Origin of the sequence: Pseudomonas sp. FSL R10-1339, assembly GCF_009600545.1 — a bacterium.
In the GTDB taxonomy this organism is placed as follows: Bacteria; Pseudomonadota; Gammaproteobacteria; order Pseudomonadales; family Pseudomonadaceae; genus Aquipseudomonas; species Aquipseudomonas bubulae.
Map to the genome: position 1 here is coordinate 52,710 of NZ_WIVQ01000014.1, position 22,624 is coordinate 75,333.

Below are 22,624 nucleotides of genomic sequence, written 5' to 3' on the forward strand. Positions count from 1 at the left end.
AGGCAGTGCTGAGTAGAGCGCGCGTTTTACCAGAGTGTATGTCGCACACTTTTAGACCTTAGCGGACCCTTCAAGCCATGAATAAAAACCTGCGTTTCAGTCATAAAATCCTGCTTGCCGCGTCCCTGATCGTAATAGCCGCCTTTTCGCTATTTACGCTGTATAACGACTACTTGCAACGCAACGCCATCCGCAACAACCTGGACAACTACCTGCACGAGATGGGCAGTGTCACGGCCAATAACATTCAGACCTGGCTCGGTGGCCGGATCCTGCTGGCGCAAAACCTCGCTGAATCCATCGCCCTGACTCCAGAGCCCGCCCAGGTGGCCAGCCTGCTGGAACAAAAAACCCTGAGCAGTACCTTTATGTCGGTTTATTTTGGTGACAGCCAAGGCGGATTTACCATTCGCCCTGACAGCAAGATGCCTGACGGCTACGACCCGCGCACCCGGCCCTGGTACAAGGATGCGTTCAACAGCAGCAGCTCCAGCCTGACCAAACCCTATATAGATGCTGCCACCGGACAGATGGTCATTACCATCGCGGCCCCGGTAAAAAAGGGCTCTCAAACCCTGGGTGTGGTCGGCGCCGACATGACCCTGCAAGCCATCACCGACAGCATCAACGCGCTGAATTTCAACGGTATGGGTTACGCCTTTCTGATCAATGCCGACGGCGAAATCCTGGTGCACCCGGACAAGAGCCTGGCCACCAGGAACCTGAAGGACATCTATCCGCAGGACACTCCCGCGATCACCACTGCGTTCAGCGAGATCCAGGCCAATGGCAAAACCCGGATCGTAAGCTTCACCCCGATCAAAGGGCTGGGCTCAGCCAACTGGTACATCGGCCTGTCGGTTGACAAGCAGCAGGCTTTCGCAGCGCTCAGTGAGTTCCGTACTTCGGCAATCATTGCCACGGTTATCGCCGTGGTTTCGATCATCGCCCTGCTCGGCCTGTTGATTCGCCTGCTGATGCAACCGCTGCACGTGATGACCCGCGCCATGCAGAATATTGCCGAAGGCGAAGGCGACCTGACGCGCCGCCTGGTGGTGGAGTCCCAGGATGAATTCGGTACCCTGGGCAGCGCATTCAACCGTTTTGTCGAGCGCATTCACGCTTCCATCAGCGAAGTGGCCTCGGCCACCGGCCAAGTCAACGAGGTGGTCCTGCGGGTTGTCAGCGCTTCCAACTCATCGATGCTCAACTCTGACGAACAGGCCAGCCGCACCAGTAGCGTCGCCGCTGCTATCAACGAACTGGGCGCCGCCGCACAGGAGATCGCCCGCAACGCCGCCCAGGCCTCGCACCAGGCCAGCGATGCACGCAGCCTTGCCGAGGAAGGCCAGGAAGTGGTCGAACGCAGCATCAGCTCGATGCAGAAGCTGTCGCAAATGCTTGGCACCTCCAGCGGTCATATCGAGTCGCTTAACGACAAGACGGTGAATATCGGTCAAATCCTGGAGGTGATCACCAGCATTTCCCAGCAAACCAACCTGCTGGCCCTTAACGCCGCCATTGAAGCAGCTCGTGCTGGCGAAGCCGGGCGTGGCTTTGCCGTGGTCGCCGATGAAGTGCGCAACCTGGCACACCGCACCCAGGAATCGGCACAGCAAGTGCAGAAAATGATCGAAGAATTGCAGATCAGTGCCCGAGGCTCAGTGAGCACCATGGAAGAAAGCCAGCGTCACAGCCAGGACAGCGTGGAAATCGCCAACCGCGCGGGCGAGCGCCTGATCAGCGTGACCGAACGCATTGGTGAAATCGACGGCATGAACCAGTCTGTCGCCACGGCAACCGAGGAACAAACCACGGTGGTCGAGTCGATCAATATGGACATTACCGAAATCAATACGCTGAATCAGGAAGGCGTCGAAAACCTTCAATCAACCCTTCGCGCGTGTTCCGATCTGGAACAGCAGGCTGCCCGCCTGAAGCATCTGGTGGGCAGTTTCAGGATTTAGGCTTCAGGCACACGCTGCATGCCTGCAGCGTCTAGCTCCTGCGCCCAAAGCTCGGCGGCACCGGGGAAGTCGGTGCCGCCCTCGGGGCTGAGGGCATCCGGGTCATAGCGACTCAGACAGCCCTCACCCAAGGTCGGTGGAGCACTGGATGTCGCCTTGTCGAGTGGATCGCTCATCACATCCTCCGCCGGCAATCCTTCGCGAGCAGGCTCGCTCCCACGGTGTCGATCAGAACACTACAGTCTTGTTGCCATGCACCAGCACGCGATCTTCAAGGTGATAACGCAAGCCACGGGCCAGTACCATTTTCTCGACATCACGGCCGAAACGCACCATATCCTCAATGCTGTCACTGTGGCTGACACGTACCACGTCCTGCTCGATGATAGGACCGGCATCCAGCTCTTCAGTCACATAATGGCAGGTTGCACCGATCAGCTTCACGCCCCGCATCGAGGCCTGGTGATAAGGCTTGGCGCCGACAAACGACGGCAGGAAGCTGTGGTGGATATTGATGACCTGGCCGGCATATTCGCTGCACAGGTCAGGTGGCAGGATTTGCATGTAACGGGCCAGTACCACCACTTCGGCAGCATGGTGCTTGACCAGACGCGAGACTTCGGCGAAAGCCGGCTCCTTGTTCTTCGGGTCAACCGGTACGTGATAGAACGGGATGCCATGCCACTCGACCATGCTGCGCAGGTCATCGTGGTTGGAGATCACGCAGGAAATATCGCAGTCCAGTTCATCGCTGTGCCAGCGGTGCAGCAGATCTGCCAGGCAGTGGGATTCGCGGCTCGCCATCAATACCACGCGTTTTTTCTGCGCCGTATCGGTAATGCGCCACTCCATCGAGAACTCTTCGGCGATCGGGGCAAATGCCTCACGAAACGCCTCCAGCCCGAACGGCAGGGAATCGGCACGAATCTCGTGACGCATAAAGAACCAACCGCTCTGGTCGTCCGAGTGGTGGCTTGCTTCAGTGATCCAGCCATTGTGGGAGGCAAGGAAATTGCTGACCTTGGCGACAATGCCGACGCCGTCGGGGCACGCAATCACCAACCGAAAAGTGCGCATGAGGGGAAAACTCCAAAAACTTTACTAAGGCCGCCATTCTAGCGAGTGCGCAGCAAAACTGCAGTATTCGTTACAGCTCGGCACCTGCGCCATCGGGTCGCGCACCGAAGGTGCCACACCAGCATCGACGTGGCCTGCACTGCAATGGACGGACACTTGCCGATGTTATTGATCGTCCATATTAACCTCACTGTAGCGCGGTGTATTTAATAGCGCGCATATTCCCGAGGGCAAAGTTAATGAATAAAATTTTAAATTAAATAGCCCTTTCATGTTTACTTGCAGTAACTGTCTGACTACTATTGCGCCACTGTCTCCCTGACATCCTTTTCAACATAAGGTTATCCTCATGTCCTTGATCAACGAATATCGTGCAACCGAAGAAGCCATCAAAGAACTGCAAGCCCGCCTGAAGAACCTGTCCGAAGACGACAAACTTCAAACCGAGCTGGAATTTGAAGGCAAACTGCGCACGCTGATGGGCGAATACCAAAAATCGCTACGCGATATCATCGCTCTGCTGGATCCGGAATCCAAAGTTAGCAAAGCACCTCGCGGCGTTGTTAAAACCACCGGCACCAAACGTGCCCGTAAGGTTAAACAATACAAAAACCCACACAATGGTGAAGTGATTGAAACCAAAGGTGGCAACCACAAAACTCTGAAAGAGTGGAAAGCCAAGTGGGGCGGCGACGTGGTTGAAGGCTGGGCTACTTTGCTCGACTAAGTGACACCGGGCCCGCAACTATTTTGCGATGCCACTAAAAAACGCCAGCATGCTGGCGTTTTTTATTGCCTGTGTTTTAGTCAGCACTCTCGGCGGGCGGGCTCAACCCGACACGCCGGCTCAATGCCTGGGCATAGCGCTGCCATTCGCCCAGAAGCTTTAGCTGGGCCGGCGTGGCACTGCGCGACAGCTCATCTGCTGCCTGCATAAAGCTGTCCAGGGTCAAAGGCGCACCCATGGCCGGATCCGACAAACGCTGCTGGCAGAAGATATGCCAACGCTGCTGTTCTTGTTCACTCAGGGTATGTGGAAAGTTTCGGGCGCGGTATCGAAACAATAATTCGGGCAAGCGCTCATCATCAAATGGCCATGTATCTTTGGCCAATTGCTCCGGGTCACTGTGCCTGACCTGCTCACACAGTCGACGGTCTCGATCGCCAATAAACCCGTCATACAATTGCTGCTCCGGATCTTCACTGGGGGCAAAGTCTTCGCGGGCATAAATGGCCGACAACTTTTCCTGCCAAACTTGCTGAGCCTCAACAAGGCTCCGGGCTCGCGCGTGATAGAGGTCCATGTCCAGTTGCAATCGCTGTTGGTCCTGGGCACGCACTACATTCAAGGGGGCGACCACCGGGCAACGATTAACTTGAATCAGCTTTAGCCCAACGGGTAATTGACCGTCGGGTAAATCTTCACGCCGGGTATAGAGCATCTTGCGCAACGCTGCGGCGTCCATCTCCAGTAAAGGCTGAGGGTCTATGTGCAGGTCGTAGACAATCAGAGCATTACGATTCTTTGGGTGCCAACCCAGCGGCAAGACCACACCGGCATAATGTCTGGCCGCGGAAAAACGCCCCGAGATATGCAGCATGGGCTGCAATAGCCGAATTTGATCAAGCACACGTTGTTTGCTGCGCAACTGGAATAACCAGTCATATAACTTGGGTTGTTTGTCACGAATCAGCCGGGCCAGCGCAATGGTTGCCCGTACATCGGACAACGCATCGTGGGCCTGGCCATGATCAATCCCGTTAGCCGCCGTCAACCGTTCAAGCTTGAGCGTCACCCGCCCCTCTTCCTCTGGCCAGACGATGCCTTCAGGCCGCAGGGCATAGGCTGTTCGCACCACATCAATGAGGTCCCAGCGACTGTTGCCACCCTGCCATTCACGCGCATAAGGGTCGAAGAAGTTTCGGTAGAGACTGTAGCGCGTTACCTCATCATCAAAGCGCAACGAGTTGTAGCCCGCCCCGCAAGTGCCGGGCAGGGCCAGCTGGGCATGGGTGCGAGTCATGAACTCGGCTTCGCCCAGGCCTTTGTCTTCGAGACGAGCGGGCGTGATGCCGGTGATCAGGCAGGCCATGGGATGAGGGAGGATATCGTCGCTTGGCTGACAATAGAGGTTGACCGGCTGATCAATCTCGTTGAGTTCAAGGTCGGTGCGGATGCCGGCCACTTGCACCGCCCGGTCGCAGCGCGGGTTGATACCGGTGGTTTCGTAGTCGTACCAGAAGATAGAGGTCACGGGGTGTTCCTGAGCAGTAGACCCGGACAGTCTAGGCGCTCAAACCCGGGCAAGACCAGCCCCGGGACTATGCAGAGGCTTGCAGGGGCTGGAAGCTGAAGTAGCGCTGCAAGGCACTGATCAAACCGCTGTACTCGGCAGGTGGCTGATACAGGATAAACCCGGAATCGTAATAATGCGGCGTTAGATCCTCACGACACCACAGGCAACGCGCTGTCAGGTCGATAAACTGCACCTCCCCATCGGCACCGGGAAGCTTGATCCGAAACTCGAAATTGGCGTCGACCAACATCGGTAACTGGCTGATCAGCATCAACCCGCCATCAGACACATTGCCCAGATAGCCAATAGGCTTGTCAGTGAACCGATTGAACACTTTCAGGAAAAACGTCAGTTGGTGCCGCTGGATAAGCCGTTCGATAACCATGTTCAACTTCACTATAGAGAGGCCATTCAGCATGGCCGCGCTGGCGTCTCGAAACGCCCTGTCCCCCACATCCGGGCCAACAGTCACGTGTAGATCTGCCCGCCATCTTCACCTGAAGCTCGACATATCAAGCAGCGACAGAACGAGCAATCCGTTTGAGTACCAAGAGAAACAAAAAACACTCGAACGAATTTGATATTAGCCAACCGGGCACAAATGACCAGTTTAAATTTCGCCCATCATGGAATGCTTACAGGCACTGCCTGGGCAGTAGTGCCGGGGCCCGGGATGAACCTGAGAATGCGCAATGTCTCGATCCGAGCCTTGGCCCGGTAGGCGTACTCGCTCTTGGGAAATTCGTTGATGATGTACTGGTAGGTCTGGGACGCATCCAAGTAAAACTTCGTACGCTCAAGACACAGTCCACGGAGCATAGCTGTTTGTGGCCAAATGTACGGGCGACTACGACTGTCGCGATCAACCTCGGACAACTCAAGCATTACCGTTTCACAATTGCCCCGGTCGTAAGCACGATAGGCATTGTTCAAATGATGGTTCATCGACCAACGGGTACAGCCGGTCGCACTGGCGACCAAGATTAAAACGAGCACGATTCGCATGGGGCATCTCCTGTTCATAACAGTGTATCGACCCCACGGCCAGATTCTTCAGACAACAGACCCGATGCACCACAACTTAAGCAGAAAGTAGTGCAGAGGAACAATGACTACAGCCAAAGACCATAGTAGCCTTTGGCAGCGCTTGAACTCAGGAGTCTTTGCATGTCTGTTCGTCGAACCAAAATTGTTGCCACACTTGGCCCTGCCAGCAATTCACCGGAAATGCTGGAACAGCTGATCCTCGCTGGCTTGGACGTTGCCCGTCTGAACTTTTCCCACGGCACCCCCGACGAGCACAAGGCTCGCGCCAAGCTGGTACGTGACATCGCTGCCAAGCACGGTCGTTTCGTAGCCCTGCTGGGTGACCTGCAAGGCCCGAAAATTCGTATCGCCAAATTTGCCAACAAAAAGATCGAGCTGAAGATCGGTGATCAATTCACCTTCTCCACCAGCCATCCGTTGACCGAAGGCAACCAGCAAGTGGTCGGCATCGACTACCCGGACCTGGTTAAAGACTGCGGCGTCGGCGACGAGCTGCTGCTCGATGACGGCCGTGTGGTGATGCGTGTAGACACTGCCACCGACGACGCCCTGCACTGCACCGTGCTGATCGGCGGCCCACTGTCCGACCACAAAGGCATCAACCGTCGCGGTGGTGGCCTGACCGCACCGGCCCTGACTGAAAAAGACAAGGCCGACATCAAGCTGGCTGCCGAAATGCAAGTCGACTACCTGGCCGTGTCGTTCCCGCGTGACGCTGCCGACATGGAATACGCCCGCCAACTGCGCGACGAAGCCGGCGGTACTGCCTGGCTGGTAGCGAAGATTGAACGCGCCGAAGCCGTAGCCGATGACGAAACCCTCGACGGCCTGATCAAGGCCAGCGACGCGGTGATGGTTGCCCGTGGCGACCTCGGTGTTGAAATCGGCGATGCCGAGCTGGTGGGCATCCAGAAGAAAATCATTCTGCACGCACGTCGCCACAATAAAGCGGTGATCGTGGCAACCCAGATGATGGAGTCGATGATCCAGAACCCGATGCCAACTCGTGCCGAAGTGTCCGACGTTGCCAACGCCGTTCTCGACTACACCGACGCCGTGATGCTCTCGGCTGAAAGTGCTGCCGGCGCCTACCCGCTGGAAGCCGTGCAGGCTATGGCGCGCATCTGTGTCGGCGCTGAAAAGCACCCGACCAGCAAAACGTCCAGCCACCGTATCGGTAAAACCTTCGAAAGCTGCGACCAGAGCATTGCGCTGGCGGCCATGTACACCGCCAACCACTTCCCGGGTGTCAAAGCGATCATCGCCCTGACTGAAAGCGGCTACACACCGTTGATCATGTCGCGCATCCGTTCTTCGGTGCCGATCTACGCCTACTCCCCGCACCGTGAGACCCAGGCGCGCGCAGCGATGTTCCGTGGCGTTTACACCGTACCGTTCGACCCGGCATCGCTGCCGCCAGAACAGGTCAGCCAGGCCGCGATTGACGAGCTGCTCAAGCGTGGCGTTGTGGAGAAAGGCGACTGGGTCATCCTGACCAAGGGCGACAGCTACCACACCATCGGCGGCACCAACGGCATGAAGATCCTGCATGTCGGCGACAAAATGGTTTAAGCCCGGTAAAGCTTGAATCCAAAGCCCCGCCCGAGTGATCAGGCGGGGCTTTTTTATGCCCTCAACTTCGCGTCAAAAAGGCATCGGCCAACAGCTGATTGCGCGGCAAGCCCGCCATAAACAGGCGCCTGGCAAAGGCATCGACCGTGTCGGGGTGGCCGCAGACCAGGGCGTGGGTCTGGCGCGAAAGAACACGCATCTGTAACAGGTAGTCGGGCAACTGAGGGCGTTCAAGGTACTCAATCACAAACCCTGGACAAGCCGCCGACAGGGCCAGCAGTTCGTTCTGGAGGTAATGCTCAGCCTTGTCGCGGGCCACATGCACCAGCCGTATCGGGCCTTGATGATCCTGACGCAAGGCCTCACGCAATACGCCATACAACGGCCCCAGGCCGGTACCCGACGCCAGCAGCCAGAGCGGTTGCTCCTGCCAGTCCGGGTCATAGCGCAGCGCGCCGCCACGCAACTCGCCCAGCCGCACAACGTCACCGACCTTGAACTGCCGCGCCGCGTCGATGAACTCACCGGGGTGCGCACAATCGAGGTGAAACTCCAGAAAGCGATCTTCTCCGGGCAGGCTGGCCAACGAGTACGGGCGCGCAATGCCGCCAGCCCACAGCACCACATGCTGGCCTGCGCGATAACGCAAAGCTCGCTGCGGCGTGAGGCGCAAGCGCAACACCGTCGGACTGAGCCAGTCGAGTCCTGCCACTTGGGCCGGCACACCGTCGCGCAGCGGGTTAAAGGCTTCAATCTGCAGATCTTCGACAATTTGACACTGACAGGCCAGGCGCCAGCCCTGCTCATGCTGGTCCCGACTCAATGCCTCGGGCTTGAGATCGGCGGGCTCACCACGCACGCAGCGCACCAGGCAGGCATGGCAACTGCCCGCCCGGCAACTGTAGGGCACCGACACGCCAACCTGATTCAAGGCATCGAGCAGGTTAGTGTTCGGGGCAACTGACCAGTGCTGGTCAGCGACGTGTAACTGGGGCACTGCTGGCCTCCGCAGGGTAAGCCTGTGGGAGCTGGATTGCTCTCGATGCAGGCGGCGCGGTTTTTTTGAATGACCGCGGTGATGCAATCGCGAGCAAGCCCGCTCCCACAGTTGATCTTCATATATTTCGTGGTTTTACAGTTTAACTTATCACCCCTCGTCCACCCCCTACTTTCGTTTGCACCTCTACGGGTGTATCAGTGAGAGTACCGGGTTATACTGCCGCGCCGTTTTTGTACCGGTCATGCGTGTCCGGTATGCCAAGCAAAGATGTTTTCGACAGACCGATGCACCAAGGTCGCAAACACCTTATTGATTGTATGTTCCCGTCTTATAGAGGAGCGCGACCCATGACCGTGATCAAGCAAGACGACCTGATTCAGAGCGTTGCTGACGCCCTGCAATTCATTTCCTACTACCACCCCGTGGACTTCATCCAGGCCATGCACGAAGCCTACCTGCGCGAAGAATCGCCAGCGGCCCGTGACTCGATGGCGCAAATCCTGATCAACTCGCGCATGTGTGCCACCGGCCACCGTCCGATCTGCCAGGACACCGGCATCGTCACCGTATTCGTACGCGTCGGCATGGACGTGCGCTGGGATGGTGCCACCATGGGCCTGGACGACATGATCAACGAAGGCGTGCGTCGCGCTTACAACCTGCCGGAAAACGTCCTGCGTGCTTCGATCCTGGCCGACCCGGCCGGTGCCCGTCGCAACACCAAGGACAACACCCCTGCAGTGATCCACTACTCCATCGTTCCGGGCAACACCGTGGAAGTGGACGTGGCAGCCAAGGGCGGCGGTTCCGAGAACAAGTCGAAAATGGCCATGCTCAACCCGTCCGACTCGATCGTTGACTGGGTGCTCAAGACCGTTCCGACCATGGGCGCGGGCTGGTGCCCACCGGGCATGCTGGGTATCGGCATCGGCGGCACCGCGGAAAAAGCCGCAGTGATGGCCAAGGAAGTGTTGATGGAATCCATCGACATTCACGACCTGATCAAGCGTGGCCCGAGCAACCGTATCGAAGAGATGCGCATCGAGCTGTTCGAGAAGGTCAACCAGCTGGGCATCGGCGCCCAGGGCCTGGGCGGCCTGACTACCGTGCTCGACGTAAAAATCATGGACTACCCGACCCACGCAGCGTCCCTGCCGGTGTGCATGATCCCGAACTGCGCCGCCACCCGCCACGCCCACTTCGTGCTGGACGGCTCCGGCCCGGCAGCCCTCGAAGCGCCACCGCTGGACGCCTACCCGGAAATCGTCTGGGAAGCCGGCCCGTCGGCCCGCCGTGTCAACCTTGACACCCTGACCCCGGAAGACGTGCAGAGCTGGAAGCCGGGCGAGACCGTCCTGCTCAACGGCAAAATGCTCACCGGTCGCGACGCGGCGCACAAGCGCATGGTCGAAATGCTGAACAAGGGTGAAACCTTGCCGGTAGACCTCAAGGGTCGCTTTATCTACTACGTTGGCCCGGTTGATCCGGTGCGTGACGAAGTGGTTGGCCCTGCAGGCCCGACCACCGCTACGCGAATGGACAAGTTCACTCGTCAGATCCTTGATCAGACCGGCTTGCTGGGCATGATCGGCAAGTCCGAGCGCGGCCCTACCGCCATTGAAGCGATCAAGGAACACAAAGCCGTGTATCTGATGGCTGTGGGCGGTGCTGCTTACCTGGTCGCCCAGGCGATCAAAAAGTCCCGTGTAGTGGCCTTTGCCGAACTGGGCATGGAAGCGATCTACGAGTTCGATGTCAAAGACATGCCGGTTACGGTGGCAGTCGACAGTAAAGGCGAGTCGGTGCACATCACCGGCCCGGCGATCTGGCAGAAGAAAATCAGCGACAGCCTGGCTGTAGAAGTGCAATAAGCGCTTTTAGCCAGAAATAAAAAGGCCGGGTTATTAACCCGGCCTTTTTTATGCCTGTCCAAAAGCCCCCTCACCCTGGCCCTCTCCCGGAGGGAGAGGGTTGGGGTGAGGGCAAGCCGTTAAAACGCGTTACGGAAGATCTCTTCAATCTGCCCCTGATCGGCTTTGCGCGGGTTGGTAAAACCACAGGCATCTTTCAAGGCGTTGGTGGCCAGGATCGGGATGTCATCCAGCTTGGCGCCCAAATCCCGCAGCCCGGCAGGAATCTCGACATCCTTGGCCAGAGTACGAATCGCCGCAATGGCCGCTTGCGCGCCCTCTTCCGGGCTCAAGCCACGTACATCGGCACCCAGTGCATGGGCGACATCGGTCAGGCGGGCTGCACACACACTGGCATTGAACGTCTGCACATGGGGCAACAACACCGCGTTGCATACACCGTGGGGCAAATCATAGAAGCCGCCCAACTGGTGCGCCATCGCATGCACAAAGCCCAGCGAGGCATTGTTGAAGGCCATGCCCGCGAGGAACTGTGCGTAAGCCATATTCTCCCGCGCCGTCAGATTCTTGCCGTCGCTTACCGCCTGACGCAGGTTCTGGCTGATCAGTTCCATCGCCTTGATCGCGCAGGCATCGGTAATGGGATTGGCCGCCGTGGACACATATGCCTCGATGGCGTGGGTCAACGCGTCCATGCCCGTGGCGGCAGTCAGGCCCTTGGGCATCGCCACCATCAACTCAGGGTCGTTAACCGACAGCAGCGGCGTCACGTTGCGGTCAACAATGGCCATTTTCACATGGCGCTCTTCGTCGGTGATGATACAAAACCGCGTCATCTCACTGGCCGTGCCGGCCGTGGTATTGATCGACACCAACGGTAACTGCGGCTTGGCCGAGCGATCGACGCCTTCGTAATCACGGATATGCCCGCCATTGGTGGCACACAGCGCTATACCCTTGGCGCAGTCATGGGGCGAGCCGCCACCCAGCGACACAATAAAGTCGCACTGATGCTCCTTGAGCACCTTCAAGCCCGCCTCGACGTTGGCAATGCTCGGGTTCGGCTTGGCGCCGTCGAAAATCACCGAATCAATATCCTGCAACGCGAGCTTCTCGGCGATCAACGTCGCAACCCCCGCCTTGGCCAACCCCGCGTCGGTCACAATCAAGGCCTTGCGAAAACCATAATTGCGAATCGCAGTCATGGCTTCATCCAGGCAACCGTTACCCATAATGTTTACAGCAGGAATAAAGAAAGTGCTGGTCATGTCGAGTCCTCTTCGCGGGTCATTGGCTAATTCGGTCTCCACAGCTTCCTCCAATCACAAAGCAGCAATGTTGATCTGGCTCAACACTTGAGCGTGATAAAGTCCGCTACCGCCCACGCCTTGAGACGATATTTGCGATGACCCCCTTCCAGGAATTTGATGCCCAACTAGAAGACTGGAACCAGTTACGCACCAGCACCCCGTGCAGCGGACTGCTGATTGGCAACGGCGCCAGCATGGCCGTGTGGCATGATTTCTATTACGACTCGCTGTTTGAAAAAGCCAAAAGCGTGGCCGAAAAGCCGCTGAGCCAGACCGAACTCAGCGTGTTCGAGGCCCTCGGCACGCGCAATTTCGAACATGTGCTCAGCGCCCTGAAAACCGCAAGCAAGGTCAACAAGGCACTGGCCATCAACTCGGCCTCGCCGCGCAAACGCTACTACGCAATCAAGGAAGCCCTGATCAACTGCACCCAGGACGTGCACATCCCCTGGCGCCTGATGCAGCCCGAAACCCTGGCCTGCTGGAACGAAGAACTGGCGCGCTACGCCACGGTGTACTGCGCCAACTATGACCTGCTGGCACCCTGGGCCGTGATGCACGCACCCAAAGGTTTCAACGACCTGTTCGGTACCCCGCAGGCAACCTTTGAGCCTGCCGCGGCACTGGCCAAAAGCAGGACTACCCGTGTGCTGTACCTGCACGGCGCGCTGCACCTGGTGAAAAACCAGGAAGGCAAGGCGCGCAAGCTGGCAGCCAACCAACCCACATTGCTAAGCAACTTTGCGATCAACCACTCCATCAGCGCCCTGGACGACGTACCGCTGTTTGTCAGCGAAACCGGCAGCGAAGACAAGCGAAAATCCATTCGCCAGTCCGATTACCTGTCTTTTTGTCATGAGCAGTTGCTGACCCAGAAAGACGCGCTGTGCATCTTCGGCCACAGCTTGGGCGAGCAAGACCAGCACCTGATCGATGCCTTGCGCCAGGCACCGTTGAAAACCCTGTGCATCTCGATTTACCCGCGCAGCGAAGCCTTTATTCGCTTTCAGAAAAACCACTACACAGCGTTGTTTGCCGACAAGAAGCTTGAACTGCGCTTCTTTGATTCAAAAACCCATCCGTTGGGCGATACCAGGCACTCAGTACCTGTGGAACGGTAAACCTGTAGCCGCTGACGAGCAGCGGCAACAGGAAAAACTGCAACTGTGGGAGCGAGCCTGCTCGCGAAGGTCGTTCGCGAGCAGGCTCGCTCCCACAATAGGGTTTGATCTACAACAGAGTATCTACAGGGTTACAAGAGCACACATTCAGGTATCAAAATTTCTCTTTGATCACCGTGGTCGGGCCATTGTGCTTGACGCTGGCAATGCCCTTGTCCCGCGCGGCCTCCGAGGAGTACAGCTCGCTGGTGCCGATGATCTGGTGATTGGCCGCCTTCAGGTTGAAGTATGGCTTGCCGTCCTTGGCCACTTTCTTCTCGTAGCGCTCATCCAGCGGGCTGTTGACCTGCACCGAGGCGATCCCGCCCTTGGCCGCCGCCAGCGTGGTGTATTGCTCGCTGACCAGAATGGTTTCGGCATTCGCCGCCTTCAGTACAAACCGGAACTGCCCGCTGCTGGTCTTGCTCAACTCATACCAACCCGACATAGCCTTTCTCCCGAAATTAAAGGTTCCTGCACTTATTCAGTAAAGACCCCATGGGCTATTTATCCATTTATCGACAGGAATGAAGGAAACAGGAAATTTCAACGAGACAAATAGCAATGGTTATCGATACCATTCGCAGCTTATTTGCATCGCTGTGTCTATAAGGATCTTCATGTCTGGCCTTAAACCCGATCCGCCCGCGGCCGATCACTTTCGCGAGTTCTATACGCAAATTTTGCACTTTCTGCGCAAGCGTACCGACAACACCAGCGATGCAGCCGACATGACCCAGGATGTTTTCACCCAATGGCTGGGCTATCAGGACCGAGGCAAAATCGAACAGCCCCGGGCGTTTTTGTTCCAGATGGCGCGCAATCTGTTGCGCGATCACTGGCGTCGACAGCAAGTGCGACACGCCGCTCACGGCGAGCACAGTGAAAGTGAGGCCGAGCCCTTGAGCGATGACAGGGATGATCCGATGGTCGCAGCCCTGCGCCTGCAACGCCTTGAACAACTTAAAAGGGTAGTTGCAGAACTCTCGCCCAGACGTCGAGAAGCCCTTATGCTGCACCGTTTTGAAGGCTTGAGTCAGGCACAGATTGCCGAACGCATGGGGATATCCGTGAGCATGGTTGAAAAGCACATTGCCCAGGCCTTGCTGCACTGCAAGCAACATCTACAGCGGGACAGCGGCAAGGAGCAGACACAATGAGCCCTTTTCACACGGCCGGTGACGACAGCATCGATGAACAGGCCGCCAATTGGTTTGCACGCAACCGCAATACCCGCAACCAAGGCAGTTGCGAACAATTCAACGCCTGGCATGCCAACCCGAGTCATGCCCGGGCCTATACCGAATTTGAATCGTTGTGGGCCGACCTGGGAGAACTTGAACAGATCAACTCGCCGGTCCCCCTCCCTGCCAAGCCCCGGCGCGCACACTTTGCGCTAGCCACTGCTGCCGCCGTGCTCTGCGCCGTCTTTGCACTGAACCTGGGCGCCCCGGTGGCGCTGCATCAACAGCAGGTCAGCACACTGGCCCAAGGCGCCCGCACGATATTGCTACCCGACGGCAGCACCCTGAACGTGAATGCCAACACGCGCTTGAGCCTGGACTTCAGCGCCCACCAGCGTGACATCTATCTGGACCAGGGCCAGCTTTACATCGAGGTCGCGGCCAACAAGGAGCAGCCGTTGGTGGTGCATGCCGGGGAGGCGCGCATACGGGTGGTCGGCACGGGGTTCGATGTACGCCGCAGTTCGCGCCAATTGGTGGTCAGCGTGGCCCACGGCGAGGTTGCGTTCATCCCAGACCCCAGGTCAGCAATGCTGCTGGGTGCACAACAACGCGCCACCTGGGACTACAACAGGGGAGCACTCATAGAACAGACGTTGAGTGCGGGCGAAGTGGCGGGCTGGCGCAGCGGCCATCTGTCCTTTCGCAATCGCGAACTGGCCAGCCTGGTGGATGAACTGGACCTCTACCGCCCGGGCCTGATTCAGTTGGCCGACGGCCCGCTGACTGGCTACAAGGTTTCAGGCAACCTGGATGTCAGCGATCCACTGGCACTGGTCAAAGCCCTGCCCGCCCTGATCCCGGTAAAAACCGTGCTGCTGGACAGCGGTAAAATCCGTATCGAACCACGCTAAAAAACATATGCGAATATTTTACATTCGCATATGTGGTTTTTTCATTTTGCTGCGTCTTCCTCCGGTCTGCGTTGCTAACGCATGTCTTTTTGGCCTTTGTTGCCACACCGGGGGATTTCATGTTTCGCGCACCACATTGCTTCTCGCATTTGTACACCCGCCCGACACTGCTGGCGGCTTGCCTGGCGATCAGCCTGCAAGCCCACGCGGAGTCGATCCAACTGCAACTGCCAGCACAATCGCTGGCCAGTTCGCTGAGCGAGGTGGCACAGCAGGCAAAAATCCAGCTGCTGTTCGACGAAGCCCTGTTACGCAACGTGAAAGCCCCGGCACTCAGTGGCACCTTCGAGCCACAGGAAGCTATCCAGCGCCTGCTCAAAGACACCGACTTCAGCCTTGTGCAGATCGATCGCACCTACGTCGTGCGGCCCCGGGAGTCCGGCACCACCACCAGCAACAGCCTGGAGCTGGGCGCAGTCAGCGTGGTCGGCAACGGTAGCGAGGTCGACTCCAGCAACGTCGGCAAGTCGACCATGACCCAGGAGCAAATCAACCGCTATCAGGCCAATAACATCCCCAGCCTGCTCGCCACCCTGCCAGGCATCAACCTCGGCGGCTCGCTCAAGCCCGGTGGCCAGACCATCAATATCTGGGGCATGGGAGAAGCCGAAGACGTACAAATGACCGTCGATGGCGCGACCAAAAGCGGCTTTGAACGCTACAAACAGGGCACGATTTTTATCGAACCCGAGCTGATCAAACGCCTGGAAGTCGAAAAAGGCCCCCACGATATCCACACCGGCAATGGCGGTTTTGCCGGTGTTGTGCACATGGAAACCAAGGACGCGACCGACTTGCTCGAAGAGGGCAAGAACACCGGCGCCATGCTCAAATACGGCTACAGCAGCAACGACCATCAACAGGTCTACAGCGGCGCTGTTTACGGTCGCACCGAAGATGGTCGTGCCGACGCCCTGTTTTACTACACCAGGCGCGACGGCGACGATATGAAGCTGGCCGGTAAAATGCCCAACCCCGGCAATGTCTACCCGGTTAACCCGCAGCGTCTGCCCAATACGGCCCAGGACCTGGACGGACAACTGCTCAAGCTCAACTTGCACCTCAATGACGAACACAGTGTGGGCATGTCTTACTCGCGCTCGAACAACTATTTGTGGGTGCCCTTCTCGGCCGTCAGTTACCCGGCGCCACCCAGCCAGGCCAACATCGACAAATATGGCTACGACATAGCAGCGCGGCGCTACCTGTCCAACCGCTCGACGATCGACACCACCTGGTCGGCCAAATACAAATACGAACCCCTGGACAACCCGCTGGTGGATCTGGAGGTCAAGTACTCACACTCCAACACCGAGCAAACCGACAAGCGCGATGCCCAGGCCTTTACCCAGCCCACCAGCGGCGGGCGCAAGATGGAAACCGGCTACACCGATGACATGCTCCAGGTCGAGAACATCAGCCTGTTTGCCAGCGGCCCGCTGGACCATGCAGTGACCACCGGCGTGCAACTTCGCAAGCACCAGCGTGATGTGGACATGTGGATGCCGGGCGGTATCTACGACGTCGAAAAGTACAACTACGGCCACTACCAGCCCAACTTCATGCCCCGGGGCAAGGTCGACACCAACAGCTTCTATATTCAGGACGCCATCACCTGGGGTGACTTCACCCTCACGCCGTCCATGCGCTACGACCACGTACGCAATCGCGGCCAGGAAAACGACGCGCCGTACTATAACCACCCGGAGTTGGGTCACGACTACAGCGACAAAACCTACACCGGCTGGTCGCCTCGCCTGTCGGCCTTCTGGAAAATCACCCCGAAAACCGCCCTGTTCCTGGACTACAGCAAAACCTGGCGTGCCCCGGTGATTGACGAGCAGTACGAAGTACAAGGCGTCGGCAGCCGCACCTCCAGCAGCCTGGGCCTTGATCCGGAGCGCATCACCGGCTGGCGCGGCGGCAACATCACCACCTTCGACAAGATTTTTGGCGACAACGACCACGCCCTGGTGCGTACCACCCTGTTCCGCAACACCGTCGACGACGAGATTTTCAAGGCCACGGGGATAGGCTGCGCCGCGCAAACGCCCACTGTCAGCATGAGCGATGCGTGCGGGCCCAACATGCCCAACTACCGCAATATTGGCAGCGTGACGATCAAGGGCTTCGAAATTGAAAGTTTCTACGAATCCACCTACGTGTTCGGATCACTGTCATATGCATGGATGACCGGCAAACACCAAGGCGCCTACACCAACCCTTGGGGTCCCAACGTCTGGGCGCGTGACATACCCGCTCCCAAGTGGATTGCCGTACTGGGTACCAAGATCCCGAGCCTGGATGCCCGGATTGGCTGGAAGGGAGAATTCGTACGCAAGACCGACCGCTTGCCAAGCGATAACTACTACAGCAGCCCGATCAGTGCGCTGGGCGACCGCTACTGGGACCAGTTCCCCAACGACAGCTACAACGTGCAGGGCCTGTTTGCCAACTGGAAGCCGCAGCAGCCGTACCTCAAGGGCACCGAAGTCAACTTCACCCTGGACAACATGTTCAATAAAAACTATCAGCCGATGCTCAGTGGCGAAAACGCCTACAGCCAGGGCCGCAATGCCAAGATCAGCGTGACGCGGTTCTTCTGAGTTGGCTGATCCGGCAAACCCTCTGTAGGAGCGGGCTTGCTCGCGATTCCGCCGGCACGGTGTATCTGGCCGACCGCGCCGATGCCATCGCGGGCAAGCCCGGCTCCCACGGGTGTGTACCGCTCACACCCGCAAGCGCTATTGCGGGAGAGCGCGGCTACTGTTACGTGCTACCACACTCAACTCCGGCGCCTGCACCCGGCGCTGGCTCAAGTAGCGGGTGCAGCTCACGCGCAGGAACGAGGCAAAGTTGACTACTTCGCCGCGATAATCCATCACCTCTTCATAGAGCTTGGCCACCAACTGGTTGGTGGTCATGCCATCTGTTTCGGCGATTTCGCTGAGGATGTCCCAGAACTGGTTTTCCAGGCGCAAAGTGGTGACCACGCCGCAAATACGCAATGAGCGCGAACGTGACTCGTAAAGAATCGGGTCGGCTTTTACATACAGTTCACACATGGTCACGCCCTCTGCCTACAAAGTGATTTTGGTACCCAGCAAACCCAGGAATGCCGCCAGCCACGCCGGATGTGCCGGCCACGCAGGGGCTGTGGCCAGGTTGCCTTGCACATGGGCCTTGGTCACATCGATATCGATATAAGTCCCCCCCGCCAGCCGCACTTCCGGCGCACACGCCGGGTAAGCACTGCACTCACGGCCTTCCAGCGTGCCCGCAGCGGCCAGCAGTTGCGCACCATGGCACACTGCTGCAATTGGCTTGGCCGCCTTGTCGAAGTCACGCACTAGGTCCAGCACCTTTTCGTTCAGACGCAGGTATTCCGGCGCACGACCGCCCGGCACCAGCAGTGCGTCGTAATCGCTGGCTTTCACCTTGTCAAAGTCGAAATTCAGGGCAAACAAGTGCCCGGGCTTTTCGCTGTAAGTCTGGTCGCCTTCGAAGTCGTGGATGGCAGTGCGTACGGTCTGGCCTGCGGTTTTTCCCGGGCATACCGCATGAACCTGATGGCCGACCATCAACAGTGCCTGAAACGGCACCATCACTTCATAGTCTTCGACGTAATCGCCAACCAGCATCAGAATTTTTTTCGCTGCCATGGTGCGTGCTCCTGTGGGGTAAGACCTTGGGCCAGTAAGAGTAGCCAAGGTAACCCCTGAGCGCGCGGGCGGGTAATAGCCATGTACTACGTTCCCGCCAGAGCTGCTTACAGGCTTACTTCAGCAAACCGTCTGCCTGAAGCAGGGTTTCGAGGCAGTGTTCCTGAATGTTGTAGAACGCCTTGAGTTCCTGGATTTTCACCAACAACTGCGCTGGATCGGAAGGTCCGGCACGTTTGACCGCGAGGATCATCTTGTTTTTATTGGTATGTTCCAGCGAGATAAACTCGAACACCTTGGTGTCATAGCCGCAGGCTTCGAGGTACAGCGCGCGCAGGCTGTCGGTGACCATTTCGGCCTGCTGGCCCAGGTGCAGGCCGTATTGCAGCATCGGCTTGAGCAGCGCCGGGCTCTGGATTTGCAGGCGGATCTGTTTATGACAGCACGGCGAGCACATGATGATTGCCGCCCCGGAGCGAATGCCCATATGAATGGCGTAGTCGGTGGCAATATCACAGGCATGCAGGGCGATCATCACATCGATCGGGGTGGGTGCAAAACTGCGCACATCGCCGTGCTGGAAGGTCAGGCCCGGGTGCTCCAGACGCTGGGCGGCGTTATTGCACAGCGTGACCATGTCTTCACGCAGCTCAACCCCGGTCACCAGGCCTTCGGCTTGCAGGCTGTGACGCAGGTAATCGTGAATGGCAAACGTCAGGTAACCCTTGCCCGAACCGAAATCCACCACCTTGACCGGCTGATCGAGCTTGAGCGGTGAGCTGCTCAGGGCGTGGGAAAACACCTCGATAAACTTGTTGATCTGCTTCCACTTGCGCGACATCGCCGGGATCAGTTCTTGCTGCTTGTTGGTGACACCCAGATCCGCCAGAAACGGCCGGGTCAGGTCCAGAAAGCGATTTTTCTCACGATTGTGCTCAGCCGACGGCACTTCGCGCTCTTGCTGGCTTTTGCCTTTGAACAGAGAGCTTTTACCCTTTTTGCTGTATTCAAGCTGCACTTCGTCGGTCAGGGTCAGCAGGTGGGCATTTTTGAACGCTTCGGGCAGCAGACCGGCAATGATCGCCACGCCTTCGTCCAGCGGGAAATTCTTGGTGATATCGCGGGTTTTATAGCGATATACAAAGGACAGGCAAGGCTGCTCCTTGACTGTTACCTGCTTGATGATCACCCGCTGCAATTCAGCCTCGGGGCCCACGTATTTGGCCAGCACCAGCTTGATAAAGGAATTCTGGGCCAGACCGGTTTCCAGCAGGTTCAAAAATTGCGCACGATGATCCGGCACAGACGCGGCGGTGGTAGCAGTCACTGACATTGAAAAAGGTGCCTCGGGGGTGCAGGAGGGAAAATCAGAAAACGAATGGCAGGTATTTTAGGCGTGTTGGGCGCTCAGGGCACGGGGTAATTTCATACGGGCACGGACAGTGGCGGGTATGCAGACCTTGCCAACAATTATAAATGGTTTGTGATGTGAAAAATAATTGCAGCTCATATGAGTAGAACAGTAAGAATGCCGGCCGGCGCTCATTACAAAACACACCAATCGTTAAACCGGGATATACTATATTGTCTCGATGAATGATCGTATCTTGACCGAACATCTGTCCGCCCGCACAAGCGCCTAACACAGCAATTTTAAAATCATGCAATACCAGAATTCGCTCCAACACACGGGTTAAAAAACTCCAAGGCTTATTCCCCCTCAACTCCTCAAGGCGTGACTGAACTAGCGAGCGACCCTTACCTGCAATAATACCGATTCCAAATACCACACCTGAACATGAAAAAACCGCAATAACTTAAAGCCAGGCACGACAACACAATCGCAAGGTAATTACCACCATTGTTATATCGCACCCACCACTCAATCTGCTTACGACTCACCATCAATCGAAGTTCATCATCATACACAGCCCATACAAATTCACTCTCACCACTAGCATCTACAGCCACCCACAACTTTTTATGCTTCCGAACATCCAACAACCTTGCATCCTCACTGGAGAACTCAACCCTGTACTTATAACCCCCTTCATCTTGCCCCACAGTAAAATACAAAAAAGCTGACGACTTCGACCGATCCAAAGGATGGGTAACATATGCGCTGCGCAGCACCAACTTTTTCGGTTCCGGCGGCACTTCCACCCTCGCATCCCACATCATCACACCAAGCCCCAGCATAAACAGGCAACTCAACGCCATCACAACCAAATCCACACGGGTCGCCACATAATCAAGCGGTATATACAAAGACAGCTTTTTCATCCTCACCTCTTGCGCACTTGATCTAAAAATAAACTTCAACACCTGACATAGCAACCCTACCGATGTAGGGGGCCCGCAAGCCCATATTAACCTTCACCCATACGGCCAATCTCCACTACTAACTCCATACGACTTCCGACACTGTACTTGCGCAGCAATGAAGACACATGATCCCGTACCGTAAAACCACTAATACGCAACTGTTGCGCTATCTTCTTGTTCGTGCGCCCCTGCAAAAGCAAATCAAGCACTTCTTTCTCCCTGTGCGCAAGCTTCAATCCTTTTCTCCCAAACTATTTAATTTCTCACGGAAAAGCACCCTACAAAAACGCTCAAACACAACCTAGCCATCATTCAAAAAAATGACAACACAGTTTTTCACAACAATGAAAATTATAATCAGAAGAAATTTATATCGCGACCCAGCAAGAACTTACTTACGGGCAGACAAGAATAAAACCATAAAGATAACTTTACAAAAGCCCGACACTTCTCATCAAAGTGTCGGAAACATCAAAGCCACTAAGAAAATGATTACAACATCACCAACCGATTCGGCAGTTGGTTGCGCGCTTGGGTTTTGGGTATGTGCTGTGCGAGCACTTCAGCGCAGGCATCGATGCAAGTGATAAAACCTTCTGCCGTATGCCCCAACGCCACGCGGCGTACGAAATCGCTGACGATAGTGCCCCAGTCACTGTCGTCCAGATGGCGGGATATCCCTTCATCCACCAGTATTTCGACATAACGTTCAGCTTCACTGACAAAAATCAGTACACCCGTGCGCCCAGCAGTGTGGTGCAGTTTTTGTTCGAGAAACTGGCGCCGGGCCAGGTTACTCGCACGCCAATGCCTCACACGGGGCGGAATCAGGCGAGTGGTGATGGCCGGGATGCGAAAGATCAGGCTAAGAAAGACAAAGCTGGCCCATTGCAGCATCAGCAGAGTGTAAGTCGCCAGGCCGCTGTTCAAGAAGTGCACCACGGCCGGCAGCACCAAGGCAATCAGGCTGGCCCATAGCAAGGGGATGTAGCTGTAATCATCGGCACGGGGAGCCAGCACGGTGACGATTTCGGCGTCGGTGTGCTGTTCGGCACGGGTGACCGCGTCTTCGACCTGCCGTTGTTGCTCGGGGGTTAATAAAGCCATAAGTCTCGTACTCGTTAAAAAGTGAATTACCAGCCACCAGAGGCTCCGCCGCCGCCGAAGCTGCCACCACC

Annotated in this window: 22 protein-coding genes and 1 pseudogene; 9 read left to right on the forward strand and 14 right to left on the reverse strand. The window is 57.0% G+C overall.

Features of this window, described 5'->3' with window-relative positions; translation table 11 throughout:
- Window positions 1-77 precede the first annotated feature (77 nt).
- Window positions 78-1,112 (forward strand): annotated as a pseudogene (locus tag GHO03_RS25800) (cache domain-containing protein); the annotation flags it as partial.
- A gap of 90 nt (window positions 1,113-1,202) precedes the next feature.
- The gene (locus GHO03_RS25805) at window positions 1,203-1,967 is read left to right on the forward strand and encodes a methyl-accepting chemotaxis protein (RefSeq protein ID WP_372241714.1); all 765 of its coding nucleotides are present in this window, start codon (window positions 1,203-1,205) and stop codon (window positions 1,965-1,967) included.
- On the opposite strand, the gene GHO03_RS07080 is transcribed toward GHO03_RS25805, so the two are convergent.
- Together GHO03_RS07080 and purU are read right to left on the reverse strand one after the other, a co-directional pair.
- The gene (locus GHO03_RS07080) at window positions 1,964-2,143 is read right to left on the reverse strand and encodes a hypothetical protein (protein ID WP_153399463.1); all 180 of its coding nucleotides are present in this window, start codon (window positions 2,141-2,143) and stop codon (window positions 1,964-1,966) included. The genes GHO03_RS25805 and GHO03_RS07080 overlap by 4 nt on opposite strands.
- 52 nt (window positions 2,144-2,195) lie before the next feature.
- Window positions 2,196-3,044, reverse strand: coding sequence for a formyltetrahydrofolate deformylase (purU, locus tag GHO03_RS07085; protein ID WP_095001795.1), 849 nt, complete (start codon window positions 3,042-3,044; stop codon window positions 2,196-2,198).
- Window positions 3,045-3,393: 349 nt separating this feature from the next.
- Here purU and mvaT point away from each other — a divergent pair, with 349 nt between their 5' ends.
- Entirely contained in the window at window positions 3,394-3,771 is a 378-nt protein-coding gene (mvaT, locus tag GHO03_RS07090; RefSeq protein ID WP_048363549.1) for a histone-like nucleoid-structuring protein MvaT, read from the forward strand.
- 76 nt (window positions 3,772-3,847) lie between these two features.
- Here mvaT and sbcB read toward each other — a convergent pair whose 3' ends face one another.
- The 3 genes from sbcB to GHO03_RS07105 all read right to left on the reverse strand — a co-directional run bounded on the left by sbcB (window position 3,848) and on the right by GHO03_RS07105 (window position 6,346).
- On the reverse strand, window positions 3,848-5,299 hold the full coding sequence (gene sbcB / locus GHO03_RS07095) for an exodeoxyribonuclease I (RefSeq protein WP_169916859.1): 1,452 nt from the start codon (window positions 5,297-5,299) through the stop codon (window positions 3,848-3,850).
- Between the two features lie 67 nt (window positions 5,300-5,366).
- Entirely contained in the window at window positions 5,367-5,726 is a 360-nt protein-coding gene (locus GHO03_RS07100) for a PilZ domain-containing protein (RefSeq protein WP_095001797.1), read from the reverse strand.
- 239 nt (window positions 5,727-5,965) lie between these two features.
- Window positions 5,966-6,346 (reverse strand): tol-pal system YbgF family protein, encoded by a 381-nt coding sequence (locus GHO03_RS07105; protein ID WP_095001798.1) that lies wholly within the window; start codon window positions 6,344-6,346, stop codon window positions 5,966-5,968.
- Window positions 6,347-6,508: 162 nt separating this feature from the next.
- On the opposite strand from GHO03_RS07105, the gene pyk reads away from it, so the two are divergent.
- Window positions 6,509-7,960: a pyruvate kinase gene (gene pyk, locus GHO03_RS07110; RefSeq protein WP_088377893.1), complete on the forward strand. Its 1,452-nt coding sequence runs from the start codon at window positions 6,509-6,511 to the stop codon at window positions 7,958-7,960.
- A gap of 61 nt (window positions 7,961-8,021) precedes the next feature.
- On the opposite strand, the gene GHO03_RS07115 is transcribed toward pyk, so the two are convergent.
- A complete protein-coding gene (locus tag GHO03_RS07115; protein WP_169916860.1) occupies window positions 8,022-8,957 on the reverse strand; it encodes an iron-sulfur-binding ferredoxin reductase in 936 nt (311 codons plus the stop codon).
- Window positions 8,958-9,307: 350 nt separating this feature from the next.
- On the opposite strand from GHO03_RS07115, the gene GHO03_RS07120 reads away from it, so the two are divergent.
- A complete protein-coding gene (locus GHO03_RS07120; RefSeq protein WP_095001801.1) occupies window positions 9,308-10,831 on the forward strand; it encodes a fumarate hydratase in 1,524 nt (507 codons plus the stop codon).
- A gap of 119 nt (window positions 10,832-10,950) precedes the next feature.
- On the opposite strand, the gene yiaY is transcribed toward GHO03_RS07120, so the two are convergent.
- Window positions 10,951-12,099 (reverse strand): L-threonine dehydrogenase, encoded by a 1,149-nt coding sequence (yiaY, locus tag GHO03_RS07125; RefSeq protein WP_095001802.1) that lies wholly within the window; start codon window positions 12,097-12,099, stop codon window positions 10,951-10,953.
- Window positions 12,100-12,236: 137 nt separating this feature from the next.
- Between yiaY and GHO03_RS07130 the strand changes: the two genes are divergently transcribed.
- Complete coding sequence (locus GHO03_RS07130; RefSeq protein WP_095019258.1) at window positions 12,237-13,262, forward strand: DUF4917 family protein; 1,026 nt, start codon at window positions 12,237-12,239, stop codon at window positions 13,260-13,262.
- A 154-nt stretch (window positions 13,263-13,416) separates the two neighbouring features.
- On the opposite strand, the gene GHO03_RS07135 is transcribed toward GHO03_RS07130, so the two are convergent.
- Window positions 13,417-13,749: a YegP family protein gene (locus GHO03_RS07135; protein ID WP_095001804.1), complete on the reverse strand. Its 333-nt coding sequence runs from the start codon at window positions 13,747-13,749 to the stop codon at window positions 13,417-13,419.
- 172 nt (window positions 13,750-13,921) lie between these two features.
- On the opposite strand from GHO03_RS07135, the gene GHO03_RS07140 reads away from it, so the two are divergent.
- From GHO03_RS07140 to GHO03_RS07150, 3 genes are all read left to right on the forward strand, one after another.
- Window positions 13,922-14,461 (forward strand): RNA polymerase sigma factor, encoded by a 540-nt coding sequence (locus GHO03_RS07140; protein WP_095001805.1) that lies wholly within the window; start codon window positions 13,922-13,924, stop codon window positions 14,459-14,461.
- A complete protein-coding gene (locus tag GHO03_RS07145) occupies window positions 14,458-15,399 on the forward strand; it encodes a FecR family protein (RefSeq protein WP_095038651.1) in 942 nt (313 codons plus the stop codon). The genes GHO03_RS07140 and GHO03_RS07145 overlap by 4 nt, the downstream gene beginning before the upstream one ends.
- A gap of 119 nt (window positions 15,400-15,518) precedes the next feature.
- Window positions 15,519-18,065 (forward strand): TonB-dependent receptor, encoded by a 2,547-nt coding sequence (locus tag GHO03_RS07150; RefSeq protein WP_153399467.1) that lies wholly within the window; start codon window positions 15,519-15,521, stop codon window positions 18,063-18,065.
- 138 nt (window positions 18,066-18,203) lie between these two features.
- Here GHO03_RS07150 and GHO03_RS07155 read toward each other — a convergent pair whose 3' ends face one another.
- The 6 genes from GHO03_RS07155 to GHO03_RS07180 all read right to left on the reverse strand — a co-directional run bounded on the left by GHO03_RS07155 (window position 18,204) and on the right by GHO03_RS07180 (window position 22,553).
- On the reverse strand, window positions 18,204-18,524 hold the full coding sequence (locus tag GHO03_RS07155; protein ID WP_095001808.1) for a ribbon-helix-helix domain-containing protein: 321 nt from the start codon (window positions 18,522-18,524) through the stop codon (window positions 18,204-18,206).
- 15 nt (window positions 18,525-18,539) lie between these two features.
- Window positions 18,540-19,121 carry a DJ-1/PfpI family protein gene (locus tag GHO03_RS07160; protein ID WP_153399469.1) on the reverse strand — a complete coding sequence of 194 codons (582 nt, stop codon included), beginning with the start codon at window positions 19,119-19,121 and terminating at the stop codon, window positions 18,540-18,542.
- A 115-nt stretch (window positions 19,122-19,236) separates the two neighbouring features.
- On the reverse strand, window positions 19,237-20,454 hold the full coding sequence (locus GHO03_RS07165) for an SAM-dependent methyltransferase (RefSeq protein WP_095038648.1): 1,218 nt from the start codon (window positions 20,452-20,454) through the stop codon (window positions 19,237-19,239).
- 425 nt (window positions 20,455-20,879) lie between these two features.
- A complete protein-coding gene (locus GHO03_RS07170; RefSeq protein ID WP_153399472.1) occupies window positions 20,880-21,404 on the reverse strand; it encodes a hypothetical protein in 525 nt (174 codons plus the stop codon).
- An 86-nt stretch (window positions 21,405-21,490) separates the two neighbouring features.
- On the reverse strand, window positions 21,491-21,682 hold the full coding sequence (locus GHO03_RS07175) for a LuxR C-terminal-related transcriptional regulator (protein WP_153399474.1): 192 nt from the start codon (window positions 21,680-21,682) through the stop codon (window positions 21,491-21,493).
- A gap of 256 nt (window positions 21,683-21,938) precedes the next feature.
- A complete protein-coding gene (locus tag GHO03_RS07180; RefSeq protein WP_095001813.1) occupies window positions 21,939-22,553 on the reverse strand; it encodes a TPM domain-containing protein in 615 nt (204 codons plus the stop codon).
- Window positions 22,554-22,624 lie beyond the last annotated feature (71 nt).